Source organism: Pseudomonadales bacterium, from assembly GCA_041395945.1.
Taxonomy (GTDB): Bacteria; Pseudomonadota; Gammaproteobacteria; order Pseudomonadales; family Azotimanducaceae; genus SZUA-309.
In genome coordinates, this window is record JAWKZN010000001.1 from 1,823,412 (window position 1) to 1,844,198 (window position 20,787).

General features: G+C 62.5%; 16 protein-coding genes, 2 tRNA genes and 1 pseudogene. 10 read left to right on the forward strand and 9 right to left on the reverse strand.

The features are described 5' to 3' along the window. The first annotated feature begins 158 nt into the window (after nucleotides 1-158). Nucleotides 159-1,348: pseudogene (locus tag R3E82_08595) on the forward strand (ISL3 family transposase). 45 nt (nucleotides 1,349-1,393) lie between these two features. On the opposite strand, the gene R3E82_08600 reads toward R3E82_08595, so the two are convergent. Continuing rightward, nucleotides 1,394-1,470: transfer RNA gene (locus tag R3E82_08600), tRNA-Asp, on the reverse strand. A 20-nt stretch (nucleotides 1,471-1,490) separates the two neighbouring features. Then, nucleotides 1,491-1,566, reverse strand: a tRNA-Val gene (locus tag R3E82_08605). Nucleotides 1,567-1,685: 119 nt separating this feature from the next. On the opposite strand from R3E82_08605, the gene R3E82_08610 reads away from it, so the two are divergent. Beyond that, nucleotides 1,686-2,114, forward strand: coding sequence for a potassium channel family protein (locus R3E82_08610; GenBank protein ID MEZ5550933.1), 429 nt, complete (start codon nucleotides 1,686-1,688; stop codon nucleotides 2,112-2,114). Here R3E82_08610 and R3E82_08615 read toward each other — a convergent pair. Next, nucleotides 2,077-2,760 carry a cupin domain-containing protein gene (locus R3E82_08615; GenBank protein MEZ5550934.1) on the reverse strand — a complete coding sequence of 228 codons (684 nt, stop codon included), beginning with the start codon at nucleotides 2,758-2,760 and terminating at the stop codon, nucleotides 2,077-2,079. The two genes, R3E82_08610 and R3E82_08615, sit on opposite strands and share 38 nt — an antisense overlap. Between R3E82_08615 and R3E82_08620 the strand changes: the two genes are divergently transcribed. From R3E82_08620 to R3E82_08640, 5 genes are all read left to right on the forward strand, one after another. Beyond that, nucleotides 2,759-4,402, forward strand: coding sequence for a CHAD domain-containing protein (locus R3E82_08620; protein MEZ5550935.1), 1,644 nt, complete (start codon nucleotides 2,759-2,761; stop codon nucleotides 4,400-4,402). The genes R3E82_08615 and R3E82_08620 overlap by 2 nt on opposite strands. Further along, a complete protein-coding gene (locus tag R3E82_08625) occupies nucleotides 4,399-5,664 on the forward strand; it encodes a hypothetical protein (protein MEZ5550936.1) in 1,266 nt (421 codons plus the stop codon). Before R3E82_08620 ends, R3E82_08625 begins: the two co-directional genes overlap by 4 nt. Before the next feature lie 107 nt (nucleotides 5,665-5,771). Beyond that, nucleotides 5,772-6,716: an alpha/beta hydrolase gene (locus R3E82_08630; protein MEZ5550937.1), complete on the forward strand. Its 945-nt coding sequence runs from the start codon at nucleotides 5,772-5,774 to the stop codon at nucleotides 6,714-6,716. Beyond that, nucleotides 6,713-7,417 (forward strand): hypothetical protein, encoded by a 705-nt coding sequence (locus tag R3E82_08635; GenBank protein MEZ5550938.1) that lies wholly within the window; start codon nucleotides 6,713-6,715, stop codon nucleotides 7,415-7,417. Before R3E82_08630 ends, R3E82_08635 begins: the two co-directional genes overlap by 4 nt. A gap of 195 nt (nucleotides 7,418-7,612) precedes the next feature. Beyond that, nucleotides 7,613-7,885, forward strand: a complete 273-nt coding sequence (locus R3E82_08640) for an XRE family transcriptional regulator (protein ID MEZ5550939.1) — start codon at nucleotides 7,613-7,615, stop codon at nucleotides 7,883-7,885. Here the strand turns inward: R3E82_08640 and R3E82_08645 are convergent. From R3E82_08645 to R3E82_08670, 6 genes are all read right to left on the reverse strand, one after another. Further along, on the reverse strand, nucleotides 7,872-10,931 hold the full coding sequence (locus R3E82_08645; GenBank protein ID MEZ5550940.1) for an efflux RND transporter permease subunit: 3,060 nt from the start codon (nucleotides 10,929-10,931) through the stop codon (nucleotides 7,872-7,874). The genes R3E82_08640 and R3E82_08645 overlap by 14 nt on opposite strands. A 13-nt stretch (nucleotides 10,932-10,944) precedes the next feature. Continuing rightward, nucleotides 10,945-12,000 carry an efflux RND transporter periplasmic adaptor subunit gene (locus tag R3E82_08650; protein ID MEZ5550941.1) on the reverse strand — a complete coding sequence of 352 codons (1,056 nt, stop codon included), beginning with the start codon at nucleotides 11,998-12,000 and terminating at the stop codon, nucleotides 10,945-10,947. Then, nucleotides 11,997-12,542: a TetR/AcrR family transcriptional regulator gene (locus R3E82_08655; protein MEZ5550942.1), complete on the reverse strand. Its 546-nt coding sequence runs from the start codon at nucleotides 12,540-12,542 to the stop codon at nucleotides 11,997-11,999. Before R3E82_08655 ends, R3E82_08650 begins: the two co-directional genes overlap by 4 nt. A gap of 148 nt (nucleotides 12,543-12,690) precedes the next feature. Continuing rightward, entirely contained in the window at nucleotides 12,691-14,019 is a 1,329-nt protein-coding gene (locus tag R3E82_08660) for an MFS transporter (GenBank protein ID MEZ5550943.1), read from the reverse strand. 20 nt (nucleotides 14,020-14,039) lie between these two features. Further along, nucleotides 14,040-15,224 (reverse strand): CaiB/BaiF CoA-transferase family protein, encoded by a 1,185-nt coding sequence (locus R3E82_08665; GenBank protein MEZ5550944.1) that lies wholly within the window; start codon nucleotides 15,222-15,224, stop codon nucleotides 14,040-14,042. Between the two features lie 45 nt (nucleotides 15,225-15,269). Then, on the reverse strand, nucleotides 15,270-16,967 hold the full coding sequence (locus R3E82_08670) for an amidohydrolase family protein (GenBank protein MEZ5550945.1): 1,698 nt from the start codon (nucleotides 16,965-16,967) through the stop codon (nucleotides 15,270-15,272). Nucleotides 16,968-17,062: 95 nt separating this feature from the next. On the opposite strand from R3E82_08670, the gene R3E82_08675 reads away from it, so the two are divergent. From R3E82_08675 to R3E82_08685, 3 genes are all read left to right on the forward strand, one after another. Then, nucleotides 17,063-18,874: a carboxylesterase family protein gene (locus R3E82_08675; GenBank protein MEZ5550946.1), complete on the forward strand. Its 1,812-nt coding sequence runs from the start codon at nucleotides 17,063-17,065 to the stop codon at nucleotides 18,872-18,874. Between the two features lie 8 nt (nucleotides 18,875-18,882). Next, nucleotides 18,883-19,920: an LLM class flavin-dependent oxidoreductase gene (locus R3E82_08680; GenBank protein ID MEZ5550947.1), complete on the forward strand. Its 1,038-nt coding sequence runs from the start codon at nucleotides 18,883-18,885 to the stop codon at nucleotides 19,918-19,920. A 69-nt stretch (nucleotides 19,921-19,989) separates the two neighbouring features. Continuing rightward, nucleotides 19,990-20,721 carry an enoyl-CoA hydratase/isomerase family protein gene (locus R3E82_08685; protein MEZ5550948.1) on the forward strand — a complete coding sequence of 244 codons (732 nt, stop codon included), beginning with the start codon at nucleotides 19,990-19,992 and terminating at the stop codon, nucleotides 20,719-20,721. Nucleotides 20,722-20,787 lie beyond the last annotated feature (66 nt).

Here is a 20,787-nt window from a genome sequence, read left to right on the forward strand (position 1 = left end):
CGCAACGACCGCGCTAACCCTTTGAAAGAACGGCAGGTTCTAAAGAACCTACCGGGACCCACATAAAAGAGAATGAATAGAGGCTCTTCATCGTTAATGGGGGACACCGGTGTTCATTAAACTGATTTTGCGAAGATCGTTTAATGGAGATACCACCGATGTCCCACGCAGGAGTCATATTAGGCATATCTGACCTTGAGATCGAGAAGGTTGATCGGGACCAGGGCATCAAGGTCTATGCCCGGCCTACCAGACGCCCCTCGTGCATTCATTGCGAGCACGAGGGGGTGAGGATCAAGGCGACCCGTCAACGAACCCTCAAGCACACGCGTCAGGGTAACCAGGTGATGACCTTGCACCTGAAGTCGCCCAAGTACCACTGCCCACAGTGCGGGCGCTATTTCTGCCACCGGTTCAAGGGCGTTCGGCCGCGCTTCAGAGCGTCGGAAGCGTTTCGGCTCGAGGTGTTCGAAGCGCATGATGGCGGCGTCACTCAGCGCAAGATCACGCGCACCCACGGCATCAGTGCGGCAACCGTCGAGCGCTGGTATCAGAGCCATTGTCGGCAACGGTGCTCTGAGATGTCGAACCGCCCCTGTCCACGGGTATTGGGTATCGATGAACACTTCTTCACCCGCCGACGAGGGTATGCAACAAGCTTTGTGGATCTGAAGAACCACAAAGTCTTCGACGTGGCACTCGGACGCTCTGAACCGAGCTTAAGACGCTATCTGAGGCGTTTACCGGGCCGGGATCAGGTAAAGGTCATCGTCATGGATCTGTCCGAGACCTACCGCAGCATTGCCCGCCGGTACTTCCCCAGGCCACGATCGTCGCCGATCGCTTCCATGTAATCCGGCTGGTAAACCAGCACTTTCTCAAGGTCTGGCAACAACAGGATCCCGAGGGTCGAAGCAACCGCGGATTACTGAGTCTGATGCGTCGGCACGAGTGGTATCTGTCCGATGAGCAGCGCGACAACCTCAGAAGCTATCTCGGAGAATGGCCCGTGCTCAAGGCGCTGTACGATGCCAAGCAGCGGCTGAACCGCCTCCTGCTGCTGAAAGCACTGAACGCCAGGAAAGCCAGAAGCACGTTGCCCGAGTTCCTTACGCTGATTGAGCAGCTCCACGTCAGTCCGCTCCACCGGCTCGCAAAAACACTCACCTCATGGCTTGCACCCATCGTCGCCATGTGGCGATTCACGCGCAGCAACGGCATCACCGAGGGCTTCCACACCAAGATGGAAATGATGTCGAGAAGAGCCTACGGGTTCAGAAACTTTGAGAACTACCGGCTGCGGGTCTTAACCCACTGCGGCTGGGATGGCATCATCAACCGGGTTTAGTGAACAACGGCCCATCCCCCATTAATCGGGTAGAGCCTGAATAGATGGCGGAGCGGACGGGATTCGAACCCGCGACCCTCGGCGTGACAGGCCGATATTCTAACCAACTGAACTACCGCTCCGTAGTCTCGACCTGCAAGGCTGGTGGGTGTTGCAGGGGTCGAACCTGCGACCTACGGCTTGTAAGGCCGTCGCTCTCCCAACTGAGCTAAACACCCCGGGCAGGTTGAGGGGGCGTATCTTACCCGCCGTCCCCGAGGTGTCAATTGCGCAGCGCCTGGTCGGGTGCCTTGCGCCCGGCCGCGCATCATATCGGGGGTGCGCCTGAATCGCTACCATGGCGGCCATGGATTACGCCGTCGCCACCCTCCTCTCGGTCTTCCTGATCGCGCTCTGCGTGACCGTCCACTATGAGACCCTCCGAGTGCTCAGCAGACGCACCCACTCCCCGGGCCGGCACCGCTGGCTGATCCTGGTCACCGTGTACTCGTCGCTGGCCGCGCATATCGTGGAAATCTGGATCTTCGGGGCCGGTTACTGGGTGGCGGTCAATGTGCTCGAACTTGGCGGCATTGTGGGCATCACCGGGGATTTCGACTTCCTCTACTACTCGGCCATGGTCTACACCACGGTGGGCTTCGGCGATCTGGTGCCGGTAGGCCCGATCCGCATGATCACCAGCACCGAGGCGCTCGCGGGTCTGGCGCTGATCACCTGGTCTGCTTCCTTTACCTTCCTCCAGATGCAGCGTATCTGGCACGATTGACCGGCTCATAGAGGGCGCGGGTTTTGGTGAACAGGCGCACGGGGGATTCCACCTCGAGCACCAGCGGCTGGCCGGCGGGGTTGCGCAACCAGGACCAGGCGGGGTAACTGACCTCGCCCTCACCCACCACCCCTTCGAAGACCAGCACCTCACGCGGGCACTCGACCGGGGCGAACTCGATGCGCGCGCCGGGGGCGGCGACGATTTCTTCCACCACTTCATGGCCATGGGCGTGCAGCGTGGTGTGCCGGTCACCCTCATCGGGGATCGGAGTATCCAGGCTCAGCATGCACTGGCGCTGATCGGCGGGATCGAACTGCCGCAGTTTCACCCAGATCAGGCAGCCGGGCTCACTGTAGGGCACATGGCGGGATCCGGGTGGATTGCGCAGGTAGCTGCCGGCCGGATAGCGGCCGTGTTCGTCGCCGAACTCCCCCTGCAACACGATGAATTCTTCCCCCAGAGCGTGTTCGTGGCCTTCAAACCGCGATCCGGGCGCGTAGCGCACGAAGCTGGTGGCCACCGCAACCTCATCTCCCACCCGGTCGAGCATAACCCGGGCTACCCCGGGCTGGGGCGAATCCACCCAGATCCATTCATCCGGGGTGAGCCGGGCGGGCTGACTGAGGTCTGCGCGAATGTTCATGGCTGCTACCGATATACTCCCTCGGGCTATGGAAGAGATCGAAGCCAAGTACCTGCTCGAAGACGGGAGAAAACCGCGGTCGTCATTGCGGCGTCTGTCCGAGGCTCTGTTCCGGGCCGGTTACCTGGTTCGACCCCAGGGTAACGAAGCTGTCCGGGATGTCTACTTCGATACCCCGGAGGGTGCTGCCCTGAAGGCCGGCTGGTCGCTGCGCTGGCGCGAGCGTCCCGGCAGACCGCGCACAGTGACTGCCAAGCGCCTGGGCGGCGGGTCCAGCGGCTTTTTCGAGCGCACCGAACTCGAGCAGACCGTCAGTGGCCAGGCTGCGCTGCCGGGCAATCCGACCGATGCAGCGCCGGATGCGTTCTCTGTCGCGCTCTCCCTGGCCCTCGAGCGCGGTCAGGTCCGCGAGCTGCTCGACACCCTGGGCATCGACCTCGGCAGACTGCAGCCCACCTTCGCCCTGCACAATCAGCGCACCCGCATTGCCCTGACCAACCAGGCCGAGTACCCGCGTGCCCTGGTGGAACTCAGCATGGATCAGGTGCGGGTCGCGGCAGATCGGCCGCTGAGCTTTACCGAATTCGAGTTCGAGCTGCGCCAGGGTCCGGAACGCATGCTCAAGGACCTCGGCCTGGTGCTGGCAGATCAATCCAGGCTCTATCCCGCCCGGGTCAGTAAGTTTCAACGGGGACGTCTGGCCATCGGCTGTATCGGCGCGCCGCGTCCGCTGCCGGCATTCTCACCGGACGATACCTGGCTCAGCCTGTGTCGCGCCCACCTCGACCACAACCGGGAAGCACTGTGGCTGTGGGAAGCCCATGCCTGGGAGTCCCTGCATCCGGAGGGCGTGCATCAGCTGCGGGTGGCCTGCCGCAGGCTGCGCTCGACCCTGGCCGCGATGGAAGCTGTAGTACCACCGCGGCAGGTGCAGCCGCTCATCGCAGAGCTGCGCTGGCTCACCCGGCAACTGGGTCCACTGCGGGATCTGGATGTGCATCTCGAGTGGCTGGACGGTGTCCGCGGGCGACTTGCGAAATCGGCAGGGCCTGCACTCAACACCTATGCCGCCCACCTGCACCGCAGGCGACGCCTGGCACACGCTCGTGTGCGCGCGGCACTGGGCAGCGATCGTTTCGGCCAGCTTGCCAGCAGCCTCGATCGCCTTGCGGAGTCTTTTACTGCCGAGTCAAACCTCGACACCACATCGATTCGCGCCGTGTCCGCGGCGCTGATCGAGCCACCCCTCGAGCGCCTGCTCAGGCGCGGCAATCGCATCGATCGCAACTCGCCACCAGATAAGCTGCACCGGTTGAGAATCGATCTGAAGAAGCTCCGCTATCGGCTGGAACTCATCAACTGTGCCATGACGGAGCAGCTGGCACCCGTCAGCGAGCGACTCGGCAAACTGCAGGCTCTGCTGGGTGCACATCAGGATGCCGGGGTTGCTGCGGCTGCATTGCGTGCCTATCGTCGCAGCCGGAATCCGGGTCCCGTCGAAAAGTGTGCCTTCAGAAAACTGATTCGATCCGAGCAGGCGACTGTCGCAAAACAGCACCGGAAATTTCTGAAAGTCTGGCAACGCTTTGCACGGGACGCGGACTGGCTGCTGGCACCCGTGATCAACCCGGAAGATCGGTGAGCAGAGCCGGTCCGCCTGACACCGGCATTCTCTTGAGTCTTGTTCGCACGCTGGCGCTGCCGCTGCAGACCACCGGCCTGGTGCTGATCGGCGCCTATGCACTGCTGGTTGGTTTCGTGCACTCGATGTTCATCGACGAACCTCTGCAGATGGCGCTGGTGGTCAGCCTGGGTCTGCCCCTGTGGTATGCGACCGCCGCCGCCCTCTCCCTGTATGCCCAGAAGCTGCTGCTGCACACCGCCCAGGGGCTGGCGGACGAGCGCATCGACAACGCCACCGATCTGAACCCCTTCCGCAACAGTCTCGCCTTCAAACTCTGCACCCTCTATGTGGTGGTGTTTATCGCTCTGCGAATCAACGGTCCCGAACTCGATTCACCCCTGCTGCTGATCCTGGTCGCTGCCTTTCCCCTCGCCTGGCTCGGGGTGTGTCTGGAAGAATCCTTTTTCGCCGCTTTCCGCCCCGCGGTGCTCGCCCGCCTGCTGCTCGGGCTGGGCCTCTACTTCCCCGCCGCCGTACTGTGCATCAGTTCGAGCATGGGTGCGTTCGCCTATGCGACCATCTGGTCCAGCAATGTGTTTCTGCTGTCTGGCGCCGGCTACCTGTTTCTGCTCGGCAATCTGCTCACCGGCCACCTGCTGTATGCCCGGCGCAACTTCCTTTATCTGGAAACGAAGAAAAGTCCCGAGCAGACCCGCGCCCGGGACCTGATGGCCGAAGCGAAAGCGCTGGATACCTTCTTCCACGAACTGCATCGCTTCTGTCAGGGCGGCCACCTCGCCGATGCGGTGTCGCGACTGGAGGCCTATATCGGTGACAACGCCGAGACCCTGGATCCAATCATCCACGAGCGGTTGACCAGCTTTCAGGATCAGCGGCTGACCCTCGAACACGCCCTGCAGTACCTGCACCGCGCCGCCGCCCGGGGTGAGCGGCGCAAGGCCTGGGCGCTGCTGAAGTGGTGTGTGGAACGCGAGCCGCGGTTCCGGCCGCTCGATGGCGCCACCCTCCTGGACCTCACCCGCGCGGCGGGCCGTGAAGATGCCGGGCTGGTGAATCAGCTGCTCGAGGATTTTGCGCAGGCCTACCCGGACGACGATCTGATTGCGGAAGCCCGCTTTCGCCGTGCCCGGGTCTGCATTGAGCGACTGGGTGACAGCGCCACCGGGCTCGAACTGTTGCGGGAGATCGCCAGCGATTTTCCAGAATTTGCGAAGTCGGATGCGTTTCTGCGCTACCGGAATCGTCTCAAGCCGAAATGATCCGCGCACTACCCGGATCCCGGATCTTGCAAGTCCCGGGCTGATCCTGAAACGATCGAACGCTGTGCTATCCTCGCCCGCTTCCTGCTGACTGGACCTTTCCCGACATGACCGAGACCAGCTTTCCGCCCTTCTGGTTCGAACGCGCTCTCAAGACCCCTTCCGAACCCGGCGACGTGCAGGTCGACGGAGTGAACGTCCACTACGAAACCTGGGGTGAGATCGGCAAGCCGGGCATCGCCCTGGTACACGGCAGCAACGCCCACCTTGAGTGGTGGCGCTTCGTGGCGCCCTTTCTCGCGGATCAGTTCCGGGTGGTGGCGCTGGATTCTTCAGGCAACGGCGACAGCGGCTGGCGCGAAAAATACAGCGGGGAGGTGCTTGCGAAAGAAGTACATGCAGTCTGCGCCAGGGCCGAACTGGGTGTGCGGCCCTTTGTTGCGGGCCACAGTTTCGGCGGCTTCACGGTGCTGGAGACCGGTCATCGCTATGGTAAAGACCTGGGCGGGGTAATCTTCCTCGATTTCACCGTGGCACCCCCCGAGCAGTATGTGGAATGGGGTCGACGTGCGGAGCGCGAAGGTGTGGAACCCGCGCGCAAAACCCGCGTGTACGAAGACAAGAACGTCGCCCTGGGCCGCTTCCGCTACGTGCCCGAGCAACCGGTGAAGCATCCGGCGGTGCGCGACTACATCGCCGAACGCAGCCTGCGTCAGGTCGAAGGCGGCTGGACCTGGAAGTTCGATCCGGGCCTTTTCGACCATCTCGAAATGGGCATCGACCAGCGCGACAAGTTTGCAGGATTCCAGTGCCGTTCCGCGGTCGTCCTTGGCGAAGACAGCGCCGACGACGGTGCCTTTCACGCCGACTACATGGCAAAGATCACCGGCGGCAAGCTGCCCATCTTCAAGATTCCCGGCACCTACCATCACCTCACCTTCGATGAACCGGTGGCGGTTGCGATGGCCATTAAGGCCCTGTGTCTGGAATGGATCCGTCAGGACAATGCCGAAGAGATTACCCGCGGTCTACAGGAGCTGCTGAAGAAATGAACAAGCTGACAGACGCCCTGCGTGCCGCACTGCTGAAACTCGATACCCCCACCGTGTGCAACGCCCTCGAAGTGGTGGCCCCGAAACGTCGCGGTTATGGATATACCGTGCAGCCACTGGTCTGCACACGACCCGCTCTGCCACCCATGGTCGGTGTTGCCCGCACCGCCAGCATCCGCGCCGCCCACCCGAGCGATCTCGGCGGTGCCGAATCCCGCGCCATGCAGGACGCCTACTACGCTTACGTCGGTGCGGGCGCCACCCCCGCCATCATGGTGATCCAGGATCTGGACGGCCCCCAGCGCGGTTACGGTTCCTGGTGGGGCGAGGTGAACTCGAACGTGCACAAAGGTCTCGGCTGTCTGGGTGTGATCACCGACGGCAGCGTGCGCGACCTGCCCGACATCGCCGAAGGCTTTCAGATGCTGGCCGACCGGGTCGGTCCGTCTCACGCCTTCGTGCATCCGGTGGATTTCGGCCGCACCGTGACCGTGTCCGGCATGCGCGTCGCCGACGGCGACCTCATCCACGCCGATCAGCATGGTGCGGTGGTGATTCCCTGGGAGGTGGCCGAAGCGGTCCCCGATGCCGCGGCCGCCATCGCACGACGGGAGCGGGTCATCATCACTGCCGCCCGGGAACCGGGGTTCAATATCGAACGCCTGCGCAAAGCCTGGGGGGATGCGGCGGAGATCCACTAGCCGATTTCCGCACTCTTAAGTCGTCAATCTGTGAGGCACTGCAGGGTGCCTTTCGGCTGCTTCAACACCTTCCTGCCTGACAATCTGTGAACTTCGCGCTTGCCTAGATATATATCTAAACGTATATTCCATGCGGTCGATTGTGTTCACGGGTCATACCCTTCAGACGTTTCTTCGCGCATTCCGGGAGTTGACATGAGCGGACAGAAATTTCAAAGCGTCTGGGACGCCATTGAGGATGATCCGGTAAAGCGGGAAATCTACAAACTTCGTTCGGAGCTGATCGACGTCATCACAAAGACGATCAGAAAGCGTGAACTCAAACAGCGCGAGGTGGCTGAGCTTCTCAATATCAGTCAGCCGCGGGTCAGCCTTCTGGTGAGAGGCGATTTCGAATCTTTCCGGCTGGATTCTCTGGTGGCCTTTGCGGTCCGCTGTGGTCACCGGGTCAGCATCAGGGCTGCGTGAGTTCGCCCGTCCGCAAGCGTTTCCCCATCGCGATCCGATAAAACACCGGCACCGCCACCAGGGTCAGCAGGGTGGCGAAAGCCAGCCCGCCCATGATGCATACGGCCATCTCCTTGAAGAAGGCGTCCCGCAGCAGGGGTGACATTCCGGCGATGGTGGTACCCGCCGCGAGCATCACCGGGCGCAGTCGACTCACACTCGCCTCCACCACCGTCGCCAGCGTCCACTCCCCTTCGTCGAGGCGTTTGTCGATCTCATCCACCAGCACGATGCAGTTCTTGATCAGCATGCCCGAGAGACTGAGGAATCCCAGAAACGATGGAAACGTGAACGCCAGATCCGTGGCGAGCAGACTCACCACCACCCCACAGACGATCATGGGCACCGTCAGCCAGATCACCAGCGGCTGTTTGATTCGGCCGAACATAAGCACGGTCACCAGCAGCATGATGGCGAGAGCGGTCGGAATCCGACTGTTCAGCGTGACCATTGCATCGCGATTGGCTTCGAACTCCCCGCCCCACTCCAGCGCGTAACCGGGGGGCAGCGGTATTGCCTCGACCTCTGCACGGACCTGATTGAACACCCGATTCGCATTGTGACCTGCCGGCGGGTTGGCTTGCGCTGCAATGGTGCGGGTGCGCTCGCGCCGGAATATCATGCTGTCTTCAGCCTCGAGCTCGATTCCTGAAATCACCTGGGCGAGCGGCACATAGGTCTGCTGGAACTGGCTCCACACCTGCCGGTTGCTGACTCCCTGCAGGGTGACGCGCTCTTTGAAGGGGGCACGGGCAACGATGGGCAGCAGATTCTCACCTTCCCGGAACAGGCCGATGCGCACCCCCGTGGTGGCGTAAGCGAGGCCCTGGGCGAGATCCCCCCGACTCACCCCCACCTGCCTGGCGCGAGCTTCATCAAAGCGCGGCACCAGGGCAATCTCCCGCTGGCGCCAGTCCGTTTTCCGATCGATGAGATCGTGGGCGAGATACACACCCAGCGCGCGATCGGCCAGCGTGCGCAACTGATCGACATCCGGACCGGAAAAACGCGCCTCGATTTTCGAGGTCCCGCTGGGGGTGAACTCGGAGCGTCGCACGGTGATCTCCGCATCGATACTTTCCGCCTGCAGCAGGGCCAGCACCCGCGCCATGTCCGCATCGATCGTATTGAAGTCCGCGATCCGGATCACCAACTGTGCATAGGCGGGGTTCGGCTGTTCGGGACGCACCATGGAGGCGAAGCGGGTGGCGCCTGCGCCGATGAAACTCGAGATCGAGATCACTTCGGGATCCGCTGCGAGCATCGGTTCGAGCCGCTCTATCTCGGCCACCGTGGCGAGAATGTCCGTGCCCTGCGGCAGACGCAGGTCGACAAAAATCAGCGGCGAGTTGGTGGTGGGAAAGAATCCCTGCTTCACATAACCAAAACCCCACAGACAGCTGAACGTAATGGTCACCAGCACCAGGGTCGCCAGCCAGGCGTGGCGCAGCGAAAAACCGATCAGACGACGATAAGGCGCATAGCCCCAGCCGCTGTAGAGCACCCGCTCACTGCTGCCTTTTTCCACCTTGAGCAGATAACTGCCGAGCAGGGGTCCGACGGTAACCGCCAGCACCCAGCTGAGCAGCAGCGAAATGGCGACCACCTGAAACAGGGAGCGCAGGAAATGCCCCGGATTGTCGTCTGCAAGTCCGATGGGCCCGAAGGCGGCGATGCCGATAATGGTGGCGCCCAGCAGGGGAAACTGGGTCCGGTGCACCGACTGTGCGGCCGCCTCCTTCGGTGAATAGCCGCGCTGCACGCCGGTCACCATGCCTTCCGCCACCACGATGGCGTTGTCCACCAGCATGCCCATGGCGATCATGAGTGCACCGAGGGAGATCCGCTGCAGTTCGATACCGGCGAAAGCCATGATGCACAGCGTGCCCAGCACGGTGAGCAGCAGCACGCTGCCCACCACGGTCCCGGCACGCCAGCCCATGAAGACACAGAGCGCTGCCACCACGGTGAGCACAGACAGGCCGAGATTGATCAGGAATTCGCTCAGCGAGTGCTGCACCACCTGGTGCTGAGAGTAGATGGATGCATAGTTCACACCGATGGGGAGCTGATCGACAAGGGCGCGCATGCGGGCATCCACCGCCTGCCCGACTTCCACCACGTTTTCGTCGTCCACCACGGATACTCCCACAGTGAACACCCGCTCGCCCTGATGCCGGATGATCTGTGACGGCTGTTCCACCGCTTCCCGGGTGATGGTGGCAATCTCGGCCAGGCGCACAAACTCCACGCTGCCGGGCCGACCAACCCGCATGTCGCCCACCGCGGCGACGCTGTCGAAAGCGAGCTCCGGCGCTATCCGCAGACGTCGCCCGCCAAACTCCACCGATCCTGCGGGCAACACCTGGTTTTCTGCACCGATTCCCTGAAACAGCGCATCCAGAGGCAGCCCGAGTCGCACCCGGCGTTCATGGTCCAGTTCCACGAAGAGCGCTTCTTCCGGCACACCCGCCGTGCTGACCTTGGCCACGTGGGGCACCGTGTTAAGACCGGTTTCCAGAAAGCGCGCCATATCCCGGATCTCACTCTCCCGGTAACCGGGTGTGGCAACGGCGTAAACAATTCCGTACACGTCGCCGAAATCGTCTTCGACCAGTGGGGTACCGGCACCGGGAGGCAGCCGCAGCGCGGCTTCTGATACACGGCGGCGCAGCTCGTCCCAGATCTGCTGCACTTCATCCTCGCCGTACTGTTCCTGTACTTCGACCTGAACTTCCGAGCGTCCGGCAAGTGACTTCGAGGTGAGGCGTTTGATATAGGGCAGTTCCTGCAGCGCCGCCTCGATCACATCGGTGACCTCCTGCTCGGTTTCCAGGGCAGACGCACCGGCGTAGGGGGTGATCACATAGGCATGCTTCAAGGGAAATTTGGGATCCTCGAGGCGGCCGACGCTGTCGATACCCCACAGGCCACCGAGCAGACAGGCGAGGATGATCATCCAGGGATAGAGGGGATGTTCTATGGAAATGCGGGCGACATTCACCATGCAATCTGCCCCGCTAGATCCGGGTGACCGGTTCGCCCATTCTGCGAACCTGCATGCCGTCCTGGAGCTGGCTGGCACCCGCCGCCACGATCAGCTCGCCGTCGGCGAGACCGGTGGAGATTTCAACACCCTCTGCACCGGGATGACCAACGGTGACGGTACGCCGGCTGACCTGACTGCTTACCGGATCAAAAACCCAGACGAAGAAACTGCCATCCGGCGCACTCTGCAGCGCCGTGGTGGGGATCACGATCCCCGCTCCCGGACGCTCTCCCTGCAGTTCGACCCGTACCTGGGCCGTCATGCCCGGCAGCAGGTTGACATCGCCCGGGCGCGGCATGGAGAAGGTAACCTCGTAAGTCTGCGCCACCGGGTTGGCTTCGCCGCTGCGCTCCAGGAAAGTCAGGGGAAAGAGCCGCTCGGGCAGGAAGTCGAAGCGCGCGGTCAGGGAGACCACCGCCTCCGGAGTCACAGTGGCGATGAGCTGTTCGCTCACACTGGCGATCACCTTCAGTTCATTGAGATCAGAGAGCCTTGCGATTTTGTCGCCCACCCGGATCCGGGTTCGATTGTCCACATAGCGGCGGGCCACATAGGCGTCAAAAGGTGCTGTGATCCGACTCTTCGCCAGCCGTTCCCTGGCCTGGGATAGCCGCACCTGAGCCAGTTCAAACTGGGCCTCGGCATCGTCGACCACGGACTGGGCGATGCCGCGCTCGCGCAGCAGCGTCTGCTTGCGCTGCATGTCCTGGGTAGCCAGTCGCAGCTGCACCTGGGCCTCCTGCACCGCGAGTTCGAAATCCCGGGGATCCAGTGCCGCCACCAGGGCGCCTCTGGCGATGGCTTCACCTTCGCGAATGGGCAGAAGCAACAGCGCCCCGTCGATTTCGAAGGACACATCCAGGGTCTGGGCGGCGTCGAGACGACCGACGAACTGATGAACGACCGTCTCCCGCTTCGCACTCACCTGGAACAGTTTCGCCGGGCGCACAGCCTGATCGGCAACCGGCGGTTCGGGTCTTTCACAGCCGGCCAGCAGCACACAGAGAACGGCAGCCAGCGCTCTCAAGCCGCATGGTCCTTCGCCAGGTTCAGCAGATGCTGGTGGACCTGGTCGCGCTCGGCGAGCGAGAGGGGCAGCAGATCGAACATCTCGAGAAAACGCAGACCTTCCGTGGCGAGCAGCAGGGTCCAGCCCATTTCCTTTGGCGCACATCCGGCAGCCGCCTCCTCGAAGGCAACGCTCGCCGCTTCTCTGGCGGGGGCGAGCAGACCCGGATCCTCCGCTGCTGCGGCCAGAAACGCGCGGGACATGGCGCGCTCGACGGGTTGCTGATCGTATTCGCCGATGATACGGCCCATCAGTCGGGCATTGAGTGCCTCCGGATGATTCTTCTGATAGGCGTCGGCCCGGGCTGTGATCTCCTCGAGCAGGCGTTCCAGCATGCCTTCGAGCAGCGCCTGCTTCGAAGGAAAGTGATAGAGCACCCCACCCTTGGACAGGGAGGCTGCGGCCGCCACGGCATCCATGGTCAGATGTCCGGCACCGGCGGTTTTGACGATGCCTGCGGCGGCAGCGAGAATGGCCGCGCGCTTGTTTCTGGCGTTCATCCGATGTCTCCGGCAATTGGCTTGGGACGTTACAGGTAAACCGTCCGGTCGGTACAGTAGCGAAGTCCAGGCGCTACTGGCAAGGGGGTTCGGACAGGGTTGATCAGAGCGTGGGCGAGGACCCGCGACCCCGGGCATCTCTCGGCAGCTAAGCGCGCGCTTCGAGGTCCGCCACGATCTGCGCGTGAGTCTTCGCATCGAGCCGATAAAACCCCGCCGCCAGGATCATCACCAGCATGATGGCCCCGGGTGCCAGGGTCATCATCAGGTGAATGGCGGACAGGGAAGTCCCGGACTGCTCGACATTGGCCACGTAACCAGCGAGAGCCATCACGCCCGCCACCCCCGCCCCGCCCAGCGCTTTGGCGAGCTTCTGAAAAAAGCTCGCGAAGGAAAAAATCGCACCGTCCGCCCGCAGTCCCGATCGCCACTGGGCATATTCCACCGTGTCCGGAATCATCGCCCAGCCGAGCACAGCGATCGGCGTGCCACCGAGGGCCATCACACAGGCCCAGAAAAATATCAGCGGCACCTGATCATAAGGAGTCACAAACATGCCGATGGAGCCGGCGATGGTAACAAGTGCCCCGACGACAATACCGCCCGCTTTACCGACACGGCGCGCAAGGGCAGGCACTGCCAGCAGACCGACAAACATGACCGGCAGGGTGACACCGAAGAACAGCGGTATCAGATCTTCCCGGCCCAGGTTGTACTTGAAGAAATACACCGTCACCGTCTGACGGATGGTGAAGGACAGCATGCCGCCGGTGAACAGCACCATCAGCACCATCAGGGGCGGATTGAGGAATACGGCTTTCAGACTGTCGGCAACCGACAGGCGCTGATCGACCGGGGGCCGCACACGCTCTTCGGTGCTGACAAAGGTCGTGCAGAGCAGCAGCGTGGCAATCAGTGCAAACAGCACCATGGTGATCTGAAAACCCTGCGCGGGTGTTTCGAACCGGCCGACCAGCGGCATCATGCCCACCGACACCACATAGGCACCGGCAAACGCAAACGCCATGCGGATGGTCGACAGCAGGGTGCGTTCGTGGTGATCGCGGGTGAGCGACGCCGTGAGCGCCGAGTAAGGTATCCCCACCACGGTATAGGCGATGCCGAAGCCGACATAGGTCACGTAGGCCCACCAGATTTTGCCGCTGTCGCTGAGATCGGGCACGGTGAAGGTGAGAATGGCAATGATGCCCATGGGCACCGCGCCGAACAGCAGATAGGGCCGTAACCGGCCCCAGCGGCTGCGGGTACGTTCGGCAATCATGCCCATCAGCGGATCGGTGACCGCATCCACGATTCGGGCCACCAGAAACACACCACCGGCCACCGCCGGGGACAGTCCGAACACGTCCGTGTAGAAATACAGCAGGAACGTCATCGTGGTGATGAAGTACAGATTGATACCGAGATCGCCTGCGCCATAGCCGATCCGCTGCGCCGGGGTAAGCGCCTGGGTCATGAACGTCTACTCACGATGGGTCAGATCACACCCTGCTCGCGCAGGCGGGCAATGCGCGCCGGCTCGATGCCGAAATCGGCGAGCACGTCAGCGGAATCCATGCCCGGATCCGGAGCGGCACGAGCAAAGGCTGCCGGGTGTGGGAACTGAGAAAGATTGATTGGGGAGCGCAGCAGGTGGATCTCGCCGAGGGCAGGATGCACGGCGGGCATGGCCATACCCAGATGGCGCACCTGGGGATCTTCATAGGCCTGGCCGATGTCGTTGATGGGCCCGCAGGGCACACCGGCGGCATTGAGTATCTCGACCAGTTCAGCGGTCGTGAACTCAGCCAGTACCGCATTCATGTCGGCCTTGAGCTGATCCTTGTGTTGCGCACGATCCCGGCCGGACTGATAGTCGGCATGTGCGAGCAGGTGATGCGCACCCAGGGCTTCGCAGAAACGCTGCCACAATCTGCCACTGGGGGCGGCGATGTTCACCAGTCCGTCCTTCGATTCGAACGTGCCCATGGGTACCTGGTAGGGGTGATCGTTGCCCTGCTGGTCCGGTATTTCGCCACTCATGGTGTAGCGGGCGCCCTGAAAATCGAGCTTGTTCATCATGGCTTCGAGCAGCGAGGTGTGTACCCACTGCCCTTCCCCCGTGCGCTCCCGGTGCAGCAGCGCGAGCAGTATGCCCTGACCGAGAAACATCCCGGCAGTGGTATCGGATATGGCGATGCCCACCCGCCAGGGTCCGCGGCCGGGCTCACCGGTCACCGACATGAGTCCGCTCAGGCCCTGCACGATCTGATCGACACCGGCGCGATCGCCATAGGGGCCATCCTGACCGAAGCCGGAAATGCTCGCATAGATGATGGCGGGATTGACCTTGCGGACCGCGTCGTAGTCCACCCCGAGGCGATGCTTCACCTGGGATTTGAAGTTCTCGACGATCACATCACTGCCGGCCGCCAGTTCGAGGAACACGGCGAGTCCGTCCGGATGCTTGAGGTCCAGGGACAGGCTGCGTTTGTTGCGGTGCAGGTTCTGTTCGTCGGGCCCGCGTCGCGCGCCGGTAATGGCAGCGCCGCCGTCGGCGGGGCGTTCAATGCGGATGACGTCCGCACCCCAGTCCGCCAGCAGACGCACCGCGGCGGGACCCGCCCGGGCATGGGTGAGATCCAGTACCCGGATATGAGCCAGCGGACCGCTGCGGTTCATGCCGAGCGCGCGGTGGCTTTGCCGCAGCCAGACATCACCGCTCGCTCACCGCAGCAGGCGACCTGGCAGTGCATCGGTGGCTTCCGCGTTCTGATAAGTGATCTCACCACTGACAATGGTTGCCAGATAGCCGTCGGCGCCCTGTTCGAGGCGCGCGCCACCCGTCGGCAGGTCGTGCACGATCCGCGGTGCGTGGGCGTTGAGTCTTTCGAAGTCGATCAGATTCACATCCGCCTTCTTACCCGGCACCAGCAGGCCGCGATCGGTCAGACCTACCGCCCGGGCAGTGTCATGGGACTGACGCTTCACCAGAGTGGTCAGATCGATGCCCTCGCCCCGGGTCCGATCCCGGCCCCAGTGGGTGAGCAGGGTAGTCACGAAACTGGCATCGCAGATGATGCCCACGTGCGCCCCGCCATCTCCAAGACCAGGCACCGTGTGTGCGTCGAGCAGCATGTCGCGGCAGCAGTCCAGATTGTTGTCTGCATAGTTCGCGAAGGGCGTGTAGAGAATCTGCCTGCCGCCATTTTCCAGCAGCAGGTCGTAGGCGAGATCCCAGGGATCGCGCCGCTCGCGCGCCGCGCGCGCGGCAATACTGTCTGCCGGATCGGGCTCGTAGTTGGGCGGATCACCCAGCACCCAGAGTTTGTTGCCGTCGCTCATCATCCTGAACAGATTAGCGAAACCAGGGCTCGGAGTTTCGCTCAGGATCTGAGCACGGCGCGCGGGATCGCTCAGTGCCTTGATGCGTTCCGCCAGGGGCAGCTGTGCTACCGCCATATAGGAAGCGCGGCTGGTGAAGGGGTTGAGACTGCTGCTCAGCCCCAGAATGATGCCGATCGGACGCGGCGCAACCTGGCCGCGCATTTCCAGTCCGCTGGCGTTGGCCGCGGTGATACGGTCGAGAATCCTGCGCCAGCCATTCGGACTCAATCCCTGGGCGAGGGAGATGGACATGGGTCGTCCGCTGGCTTTCGCCATCGCCTCCAGCAGGGAAAACTCCCCATCCAGATCGGCGAAATCCGAGATCATTTCCATCACCCCGCGACCGGCGTCGCGTAATCCTGAGGCAATGCCGGTGAGTTCATCGAGCTCGGCTGTCAGAGAAGGTGTGGGTGCACCCTTGCTGCTGCGGTGATTGAGTGTCCGGGAGGAGGAAAAGCCGATTGCGCCCGCACGCATGGCTTCTGCAGTCAGGCGGCGCATCCCGGCGATGTCGTCGGCGGTTGCCGGTTCACGATCCGCTCCGCGCTGACCCATCACATAGACGCGCAATGCACCGTGTGGCAGCTGGGCGCCAATGTCCATGTCGAAGCGACGCTGACTCAGAAAGTCCATGTACTGGGGAAAGGACTCCCAGGACCAGGGCACACCTTCATGGAGCACGGCACCGGGAATATCTTCCACCCCTTCCATGAGTTCTACGAGAAGCTCGTGATCGGTAGCGCGCACGGGGGCAAAGCCCACACCACAATTGCCCATCACCACCGTGGTGACCCCGTGATGACTCGAAGGCGCGAGCCGATTGGACCAGGTCGCCTGTCCGTCGTAATGGGTGTGGATGTCGACGAAACCCGGGGTGACCAGCGCACCGGCAGCGTCCAGTTCCCGCCTGCCTTTACCGGACACCCTGCCCACTTCAGTGATGACGCCGTCGCGGATGGCCAGGTCCGCCTGTTGAGCGGGTCCGCCGGTGCCGTCGATGACGGTGCCGCCACGGATCACCAGATCCTGCTGTGACATGATTGGTCCCCTTTTCCCCGGTTCAGCACCCGGCATTGTCGCACAGGGCCTCGGCATGTCTACAATGTGGCTCCGGAGAGACACCAGAGAACACCATGAGAAAAGCAGCCGTTGTGCTGATTCTGATATCCATTGCCGTAATCGGCTATTTCCTCCTGTCCACAGGAGAGGAACCGCCAGCCCCGCCACCCAGCGCGGATCCGGTGACCCTGCGCTCTACCCAGGCGGGCGATGTGGTGGGTTTTATCGATCAGTTCGGTGCCCGGGCCTGGATGGGTATCCCCTACGCGGAGCCACCCGCGGGCAGCCTGCGCTGGCGCTCACCGCAACCACCACTTTCCTGGGAAGGCACCCGGGAGACCCTCGCGGCGGGCAATCTGTGCCCCCAGATGAAATCCCAGTTGAGCGGTGATGCTGGAGAACCAGACAGCAAAATCGCGGGCAGCGAAGACTGTCTCTATCTGAACGTCTGGTCGCCGGCCAACGCGGTGAACCTGCCGGTCATGTTCTGGATCCACGGCGGTGGCAACACCATCGGTGACGGCGGTTCGTACAACGGTGCCGCACTGGCGACTCGACAGGATGTGGTGGTGGTGACCATCAACTACCGGCTCGGACCCATGGGCTGGTTTTCCCATCCGGATCTGGAGCGCGGCAATCCGGAAGACGATTCCGGCAACTACGGCACCCTCGATGCAATCCGCGCGCTGGAATGGACACGGGACAACATCAGGGCTTTCGGTGGCAACCCGGGCAACGTCACGGTGTTTGGTGAATCCGCCGGCGCATTCGACACCCTCGCCATGATGGCCTCGCCCCTGGCGAAAGGGCTTTTCCATCGCGCGATCGTCCAGAGCGGCGGTTTCTCACCCACACCAATCGAACAGGCCCGCAACTACGCAACAGAAGGCGGCCACGTGAACAGCGCCCGTGAGCTGGTGAACAAGCTGCTGATCGCCGATGGCACGGTTTCCGACCTCGCCGCAGCCCGCACCTATCAGGGCGACATGGGTTCGGCCGCCATCCGTGATTACCTGTACAACAAGCCGGTGGAAGCCATCTTCGACCTCTTCGAAGGCGGCGGTTTCGGCATGATCAACGTGCCGGACAACTTCGGCGACGGTCATGTGCTGCCGGCCATGACCACGGCAGAGATCTTCTCGAACCGGGACAACCACAATATGGTACCGGTGATTCTGGGTACGAATCGGGACGAACCGGCGCTGTTTATCTCCCGCAGCCCGCAATACGTGGAAAATTTCCTGTGGGTGTTTCCCAGGCTGAAAAACGAAGACGTCTACCTGCGCAATGTGAAGTACGGCGCGCTGGCCTGGAAGGAACGGGGCGTCGACAGCCTGGCCCGCTACATGACCGCAGCAGGCAATCAGAACGTGTACACCTACCGCTTCGACTGGGATGAAGAAGGCTCCATCATGGGCTACGACTTAAGCAAGGCGCTTGGCGCCGCCCATGCCCTGGAAATTCCCTTCGTGTTCGGCGATTTCGCAGGCGGACTGGGGCTCAACTACCTGTATCAGGACAGTCCCGGCAAAGAGGCCCTGTCTGCGAGCATGATGTCTTACTGGACCCAGTTCGCGATCAGCGGCGATCCAGGCCGCGGACGCGACGGCAGGGAAGTGCCCTGGCTGTCCTGGGGTACCGACGGCAAGCGTTCGATCATCCTCGATACCCTTGAAGACAAAGGCATCCGCATGACCGAAGACGAAGTCACGCTGCCTGGCCTGAAGACCATGCTCGCCGCAGACACCAGCATCAGCGACAACCTGGAACGCTGCCGGCTGTATGTGACCTCTTTCGGTATGGGCGACCTCGACGAAGCCGAGTACCGGGACTTTGGCCCCGAAGGCTGCGCGGACATCGACCCCAAGCAGTTCAGCTTTTTCTAGGAGCGGCGGTGAGAACCTGCACCTGGGCGCCAACCGTGTTTCAGGGTACCCAGGTGGTGGGCGGTGTCCGTGACCGCTCCACAGACGCCTTCCCGACCGGTGAGCGGTTGAACCAGATCGTCGATGTTTACGTCGCGCGGGTGGAGTCCCTCGGCATCAGCCACCTGCTCATCGCCCAGCGCTGGTGGGGCAGCGGTTCAGACATCGAAGGTTCTTCCCTCGACTGTCTCGCCATGACAGCGCATATAGCCGCGCGCAGCAAATGTCTGAAACTGATCACCGCCATTCATCCTGGCTTTTTTTCCCCCGCCCAGATCGCCAAATGGGGAGCGACCCTGGATCGGCTCAATCCCGGTCGCTGGGCGATCAATCTGACATCCGGATGGAATCTGGACGAGTTCTCGATGTACGGGGTCGACGCCCTCAGCCACGACGAGCGCTATGCGCGTTCGGATGAGTTCCTCACCGTGCTGAAGGCCGCCTGGCGCGGCACACCGACCGACTTCGATGGCAGATACTATCGGACCAGAGATCTGGTACTCGAACCGAAACCCGTCTCCGCTCTGGAAATCTTCCAGGGCGGGCAGTCACCGGCAGCCATGGCACTGGCCGGAAAACACAGCGACACCATGTTTCTCAACGGCGGCTCTCTGGAGAAGACCGAACAGATCATCATCCGCGCGCGACAAGCCGCCGAACGCCACGACCGCAGGCTTTCATTCGCCCTCTATGCGGCACCTTTGTGCCGAGAGTCAGACTCCGAGGCCTGGGCGGAAATCGACTCAAGACTGGCCCGGGTCGACCCCGGGCTGGTTGCCCGGCGCAAAGAAAGGGTGAGCGGCGCGGAAGGCATGTGGGCCGAGGATGGCGATCCGCTGTCTGTACTCGATACTAATGAAGGCTTTGCTTCCCGGCTGATTGGCGCACCGGATACGATCCTGGCCCGGATCAGGGAGTTCCAGGCAATCGGCGTGGACATGCTGCACCTGGATCTCAGCGACGAGCTTTTCAACCGCGCGGTGCTGCCTTCGCTGCAGGCACTCTGATATTCGACCCGGGCATCCACTCAAACAGCGCATCAGCAGAAACGCATCAGCATAGAAAAGGATCAGAACATGTCAGACGAACAACCCGTCATTGTCGAAACCCACAGCGGCTGGGCGGAGATCGTGCTCAACCGACCCGAGCGACGCAATTCGCTGATCGCACCCCTGGCCAGCGCGATTACCGACGCGCTGACCAGGCTTGCCGCAGATCCCGAAATTGCTGCCGTGATCCTGCGCGGCGCAGAAGGCTATTTCTGCGCCGGGGTGGATCTCAAAGCACTGCAGGCAGATCCGCCGCCACCCTGGCGGGACACCCAGGGGGCGGAGTTCCGGCGCATGCACCTGGCCTTCTATCACTTTCCGAAGCCGATCATCGGCGCGTTCGAGGGCTTCGGCATCAACGCCGGTGCCGCACTCGCCCTGGCCTGCGATGTGCTGGTGGCGGGGACCAGTGCCTTCCTGCAGATCGGCGAACTGCACCAGGGTTCACCCATTCCGATGAACGCCGCCTGGTTGCGGATCAAGACCACCGAACTCGTCGCTGCCCGCCTCGCCTTCTACGCGGATCGGATCAAAGGCGACGAACTGGTGCGACTGGGACTGGCAGCGGAGTCTGTGCCGGACGATCAGGTACTCGCACGGTGTCGCGAACTGGCGGAGCGTATCGCCGGTTTTCCCGCCGGTGCATCGGTCACCATCAAGCAGAACCTGATCGATCAGCGTCATATCGAAGATCCGGAGACCTTCTTTGTGATGCGTCAGTCGAACGCCCTGCTCACAGCAGCTCAGGTCAGAAGCTGAACGACGCAGGCACGATGCGGCGTACCGATCACGACGCCAGCCTTGCAATGCCGGACACCATCCCTA

Coding starts and splice junctions, on each gene's coding strand:
- R3E82_08610 (MEZ5550933.1), top strand. CDS start 1,686: ATGGCGGCCATGGATTACGCCGTCGCCACCCTCCTCTCGGTCTTCCTG.
- R3E82_08620 (MEZ5550935.1), top strand. CDS start 2,759: ATGGCTGCTACCGATATACTCCCTCGGGCTATGGAAGAGATCGAAGCC.
- R3E82_08615 (MEZ5550934.1), bottom strand. CDS start 2,760: ATGAACATTCGCGCAGACCTCAGTCAGCCCGCCCGGCTCACCCCGGAT.
- R3E82_08630 (MEZ5550937.1), top strand. CDS start 5,772: ATGACCGAGACCAGCTTTCCGCCCTTCTGGTTCGAACGCGCTCTCAAG.
- R3E82_08635 (MEZ5550938.1), top strand. CDS start 6,713: ATGAACAAGCTGACAGACGCCCTGCGTGCCGCACTGCTGAAACTCGAT.
- R3E82_08640 (MEZ5550939.1), top strand. CDS start 7,613: ATGAGCGGACAGAAATTTCAAAGCGTCTGGGACGCCATTGAGGATGAT.
- R3E82_08645 (MEZ5550940.1), bottom strand. CDS start 10,931: ATGGTGAATGTCGCCCGCATTTCCATAGAACATCCCCTCTATCCCTGG.
- R3E82_08655 (MEZ5550942.1), bottom strand. CDS start 12,542: ATGAACGCCAGAAACAAGCGCGCGGCCATTCTCGCTGCCGCCGCAGGC.
- R3E82_08660 (MEZ5550943.1), bottom strand. CDS start 14,019: ATGACCCAGGCGCTTACCCCGGCGCAGCGGATCGGCTATGGCGCAGGC.
- R3E82_08665 (MEZ5550944.1), bottom strand. CDS start 15,224: ATGAACCGCAGCGGTCCGCTGGCTCATATCCGGGTACTGGATCTCACC.
- R3E82_08670 (MEZ5550945.1), bottom strand. CDS start 16,967: ATGTCACAGCAGGATCTGGTGATCCGTGGCGGCACCGTCATCGACGGC.
- R3E82_08675 (MEZ5550946.1), top strand. CDS start 17,063: ATGAGAAAAGCAGCCGTTGTGCTGATTCTGATATCCATTGCCGTAATC.
- R3E82_08685 (MEZ5550948.1), top strand. CDS start 19,990: ATGTCAGACGAACAACCCGTCATTGTCGAAACCCACAGCGGCTGGGCG.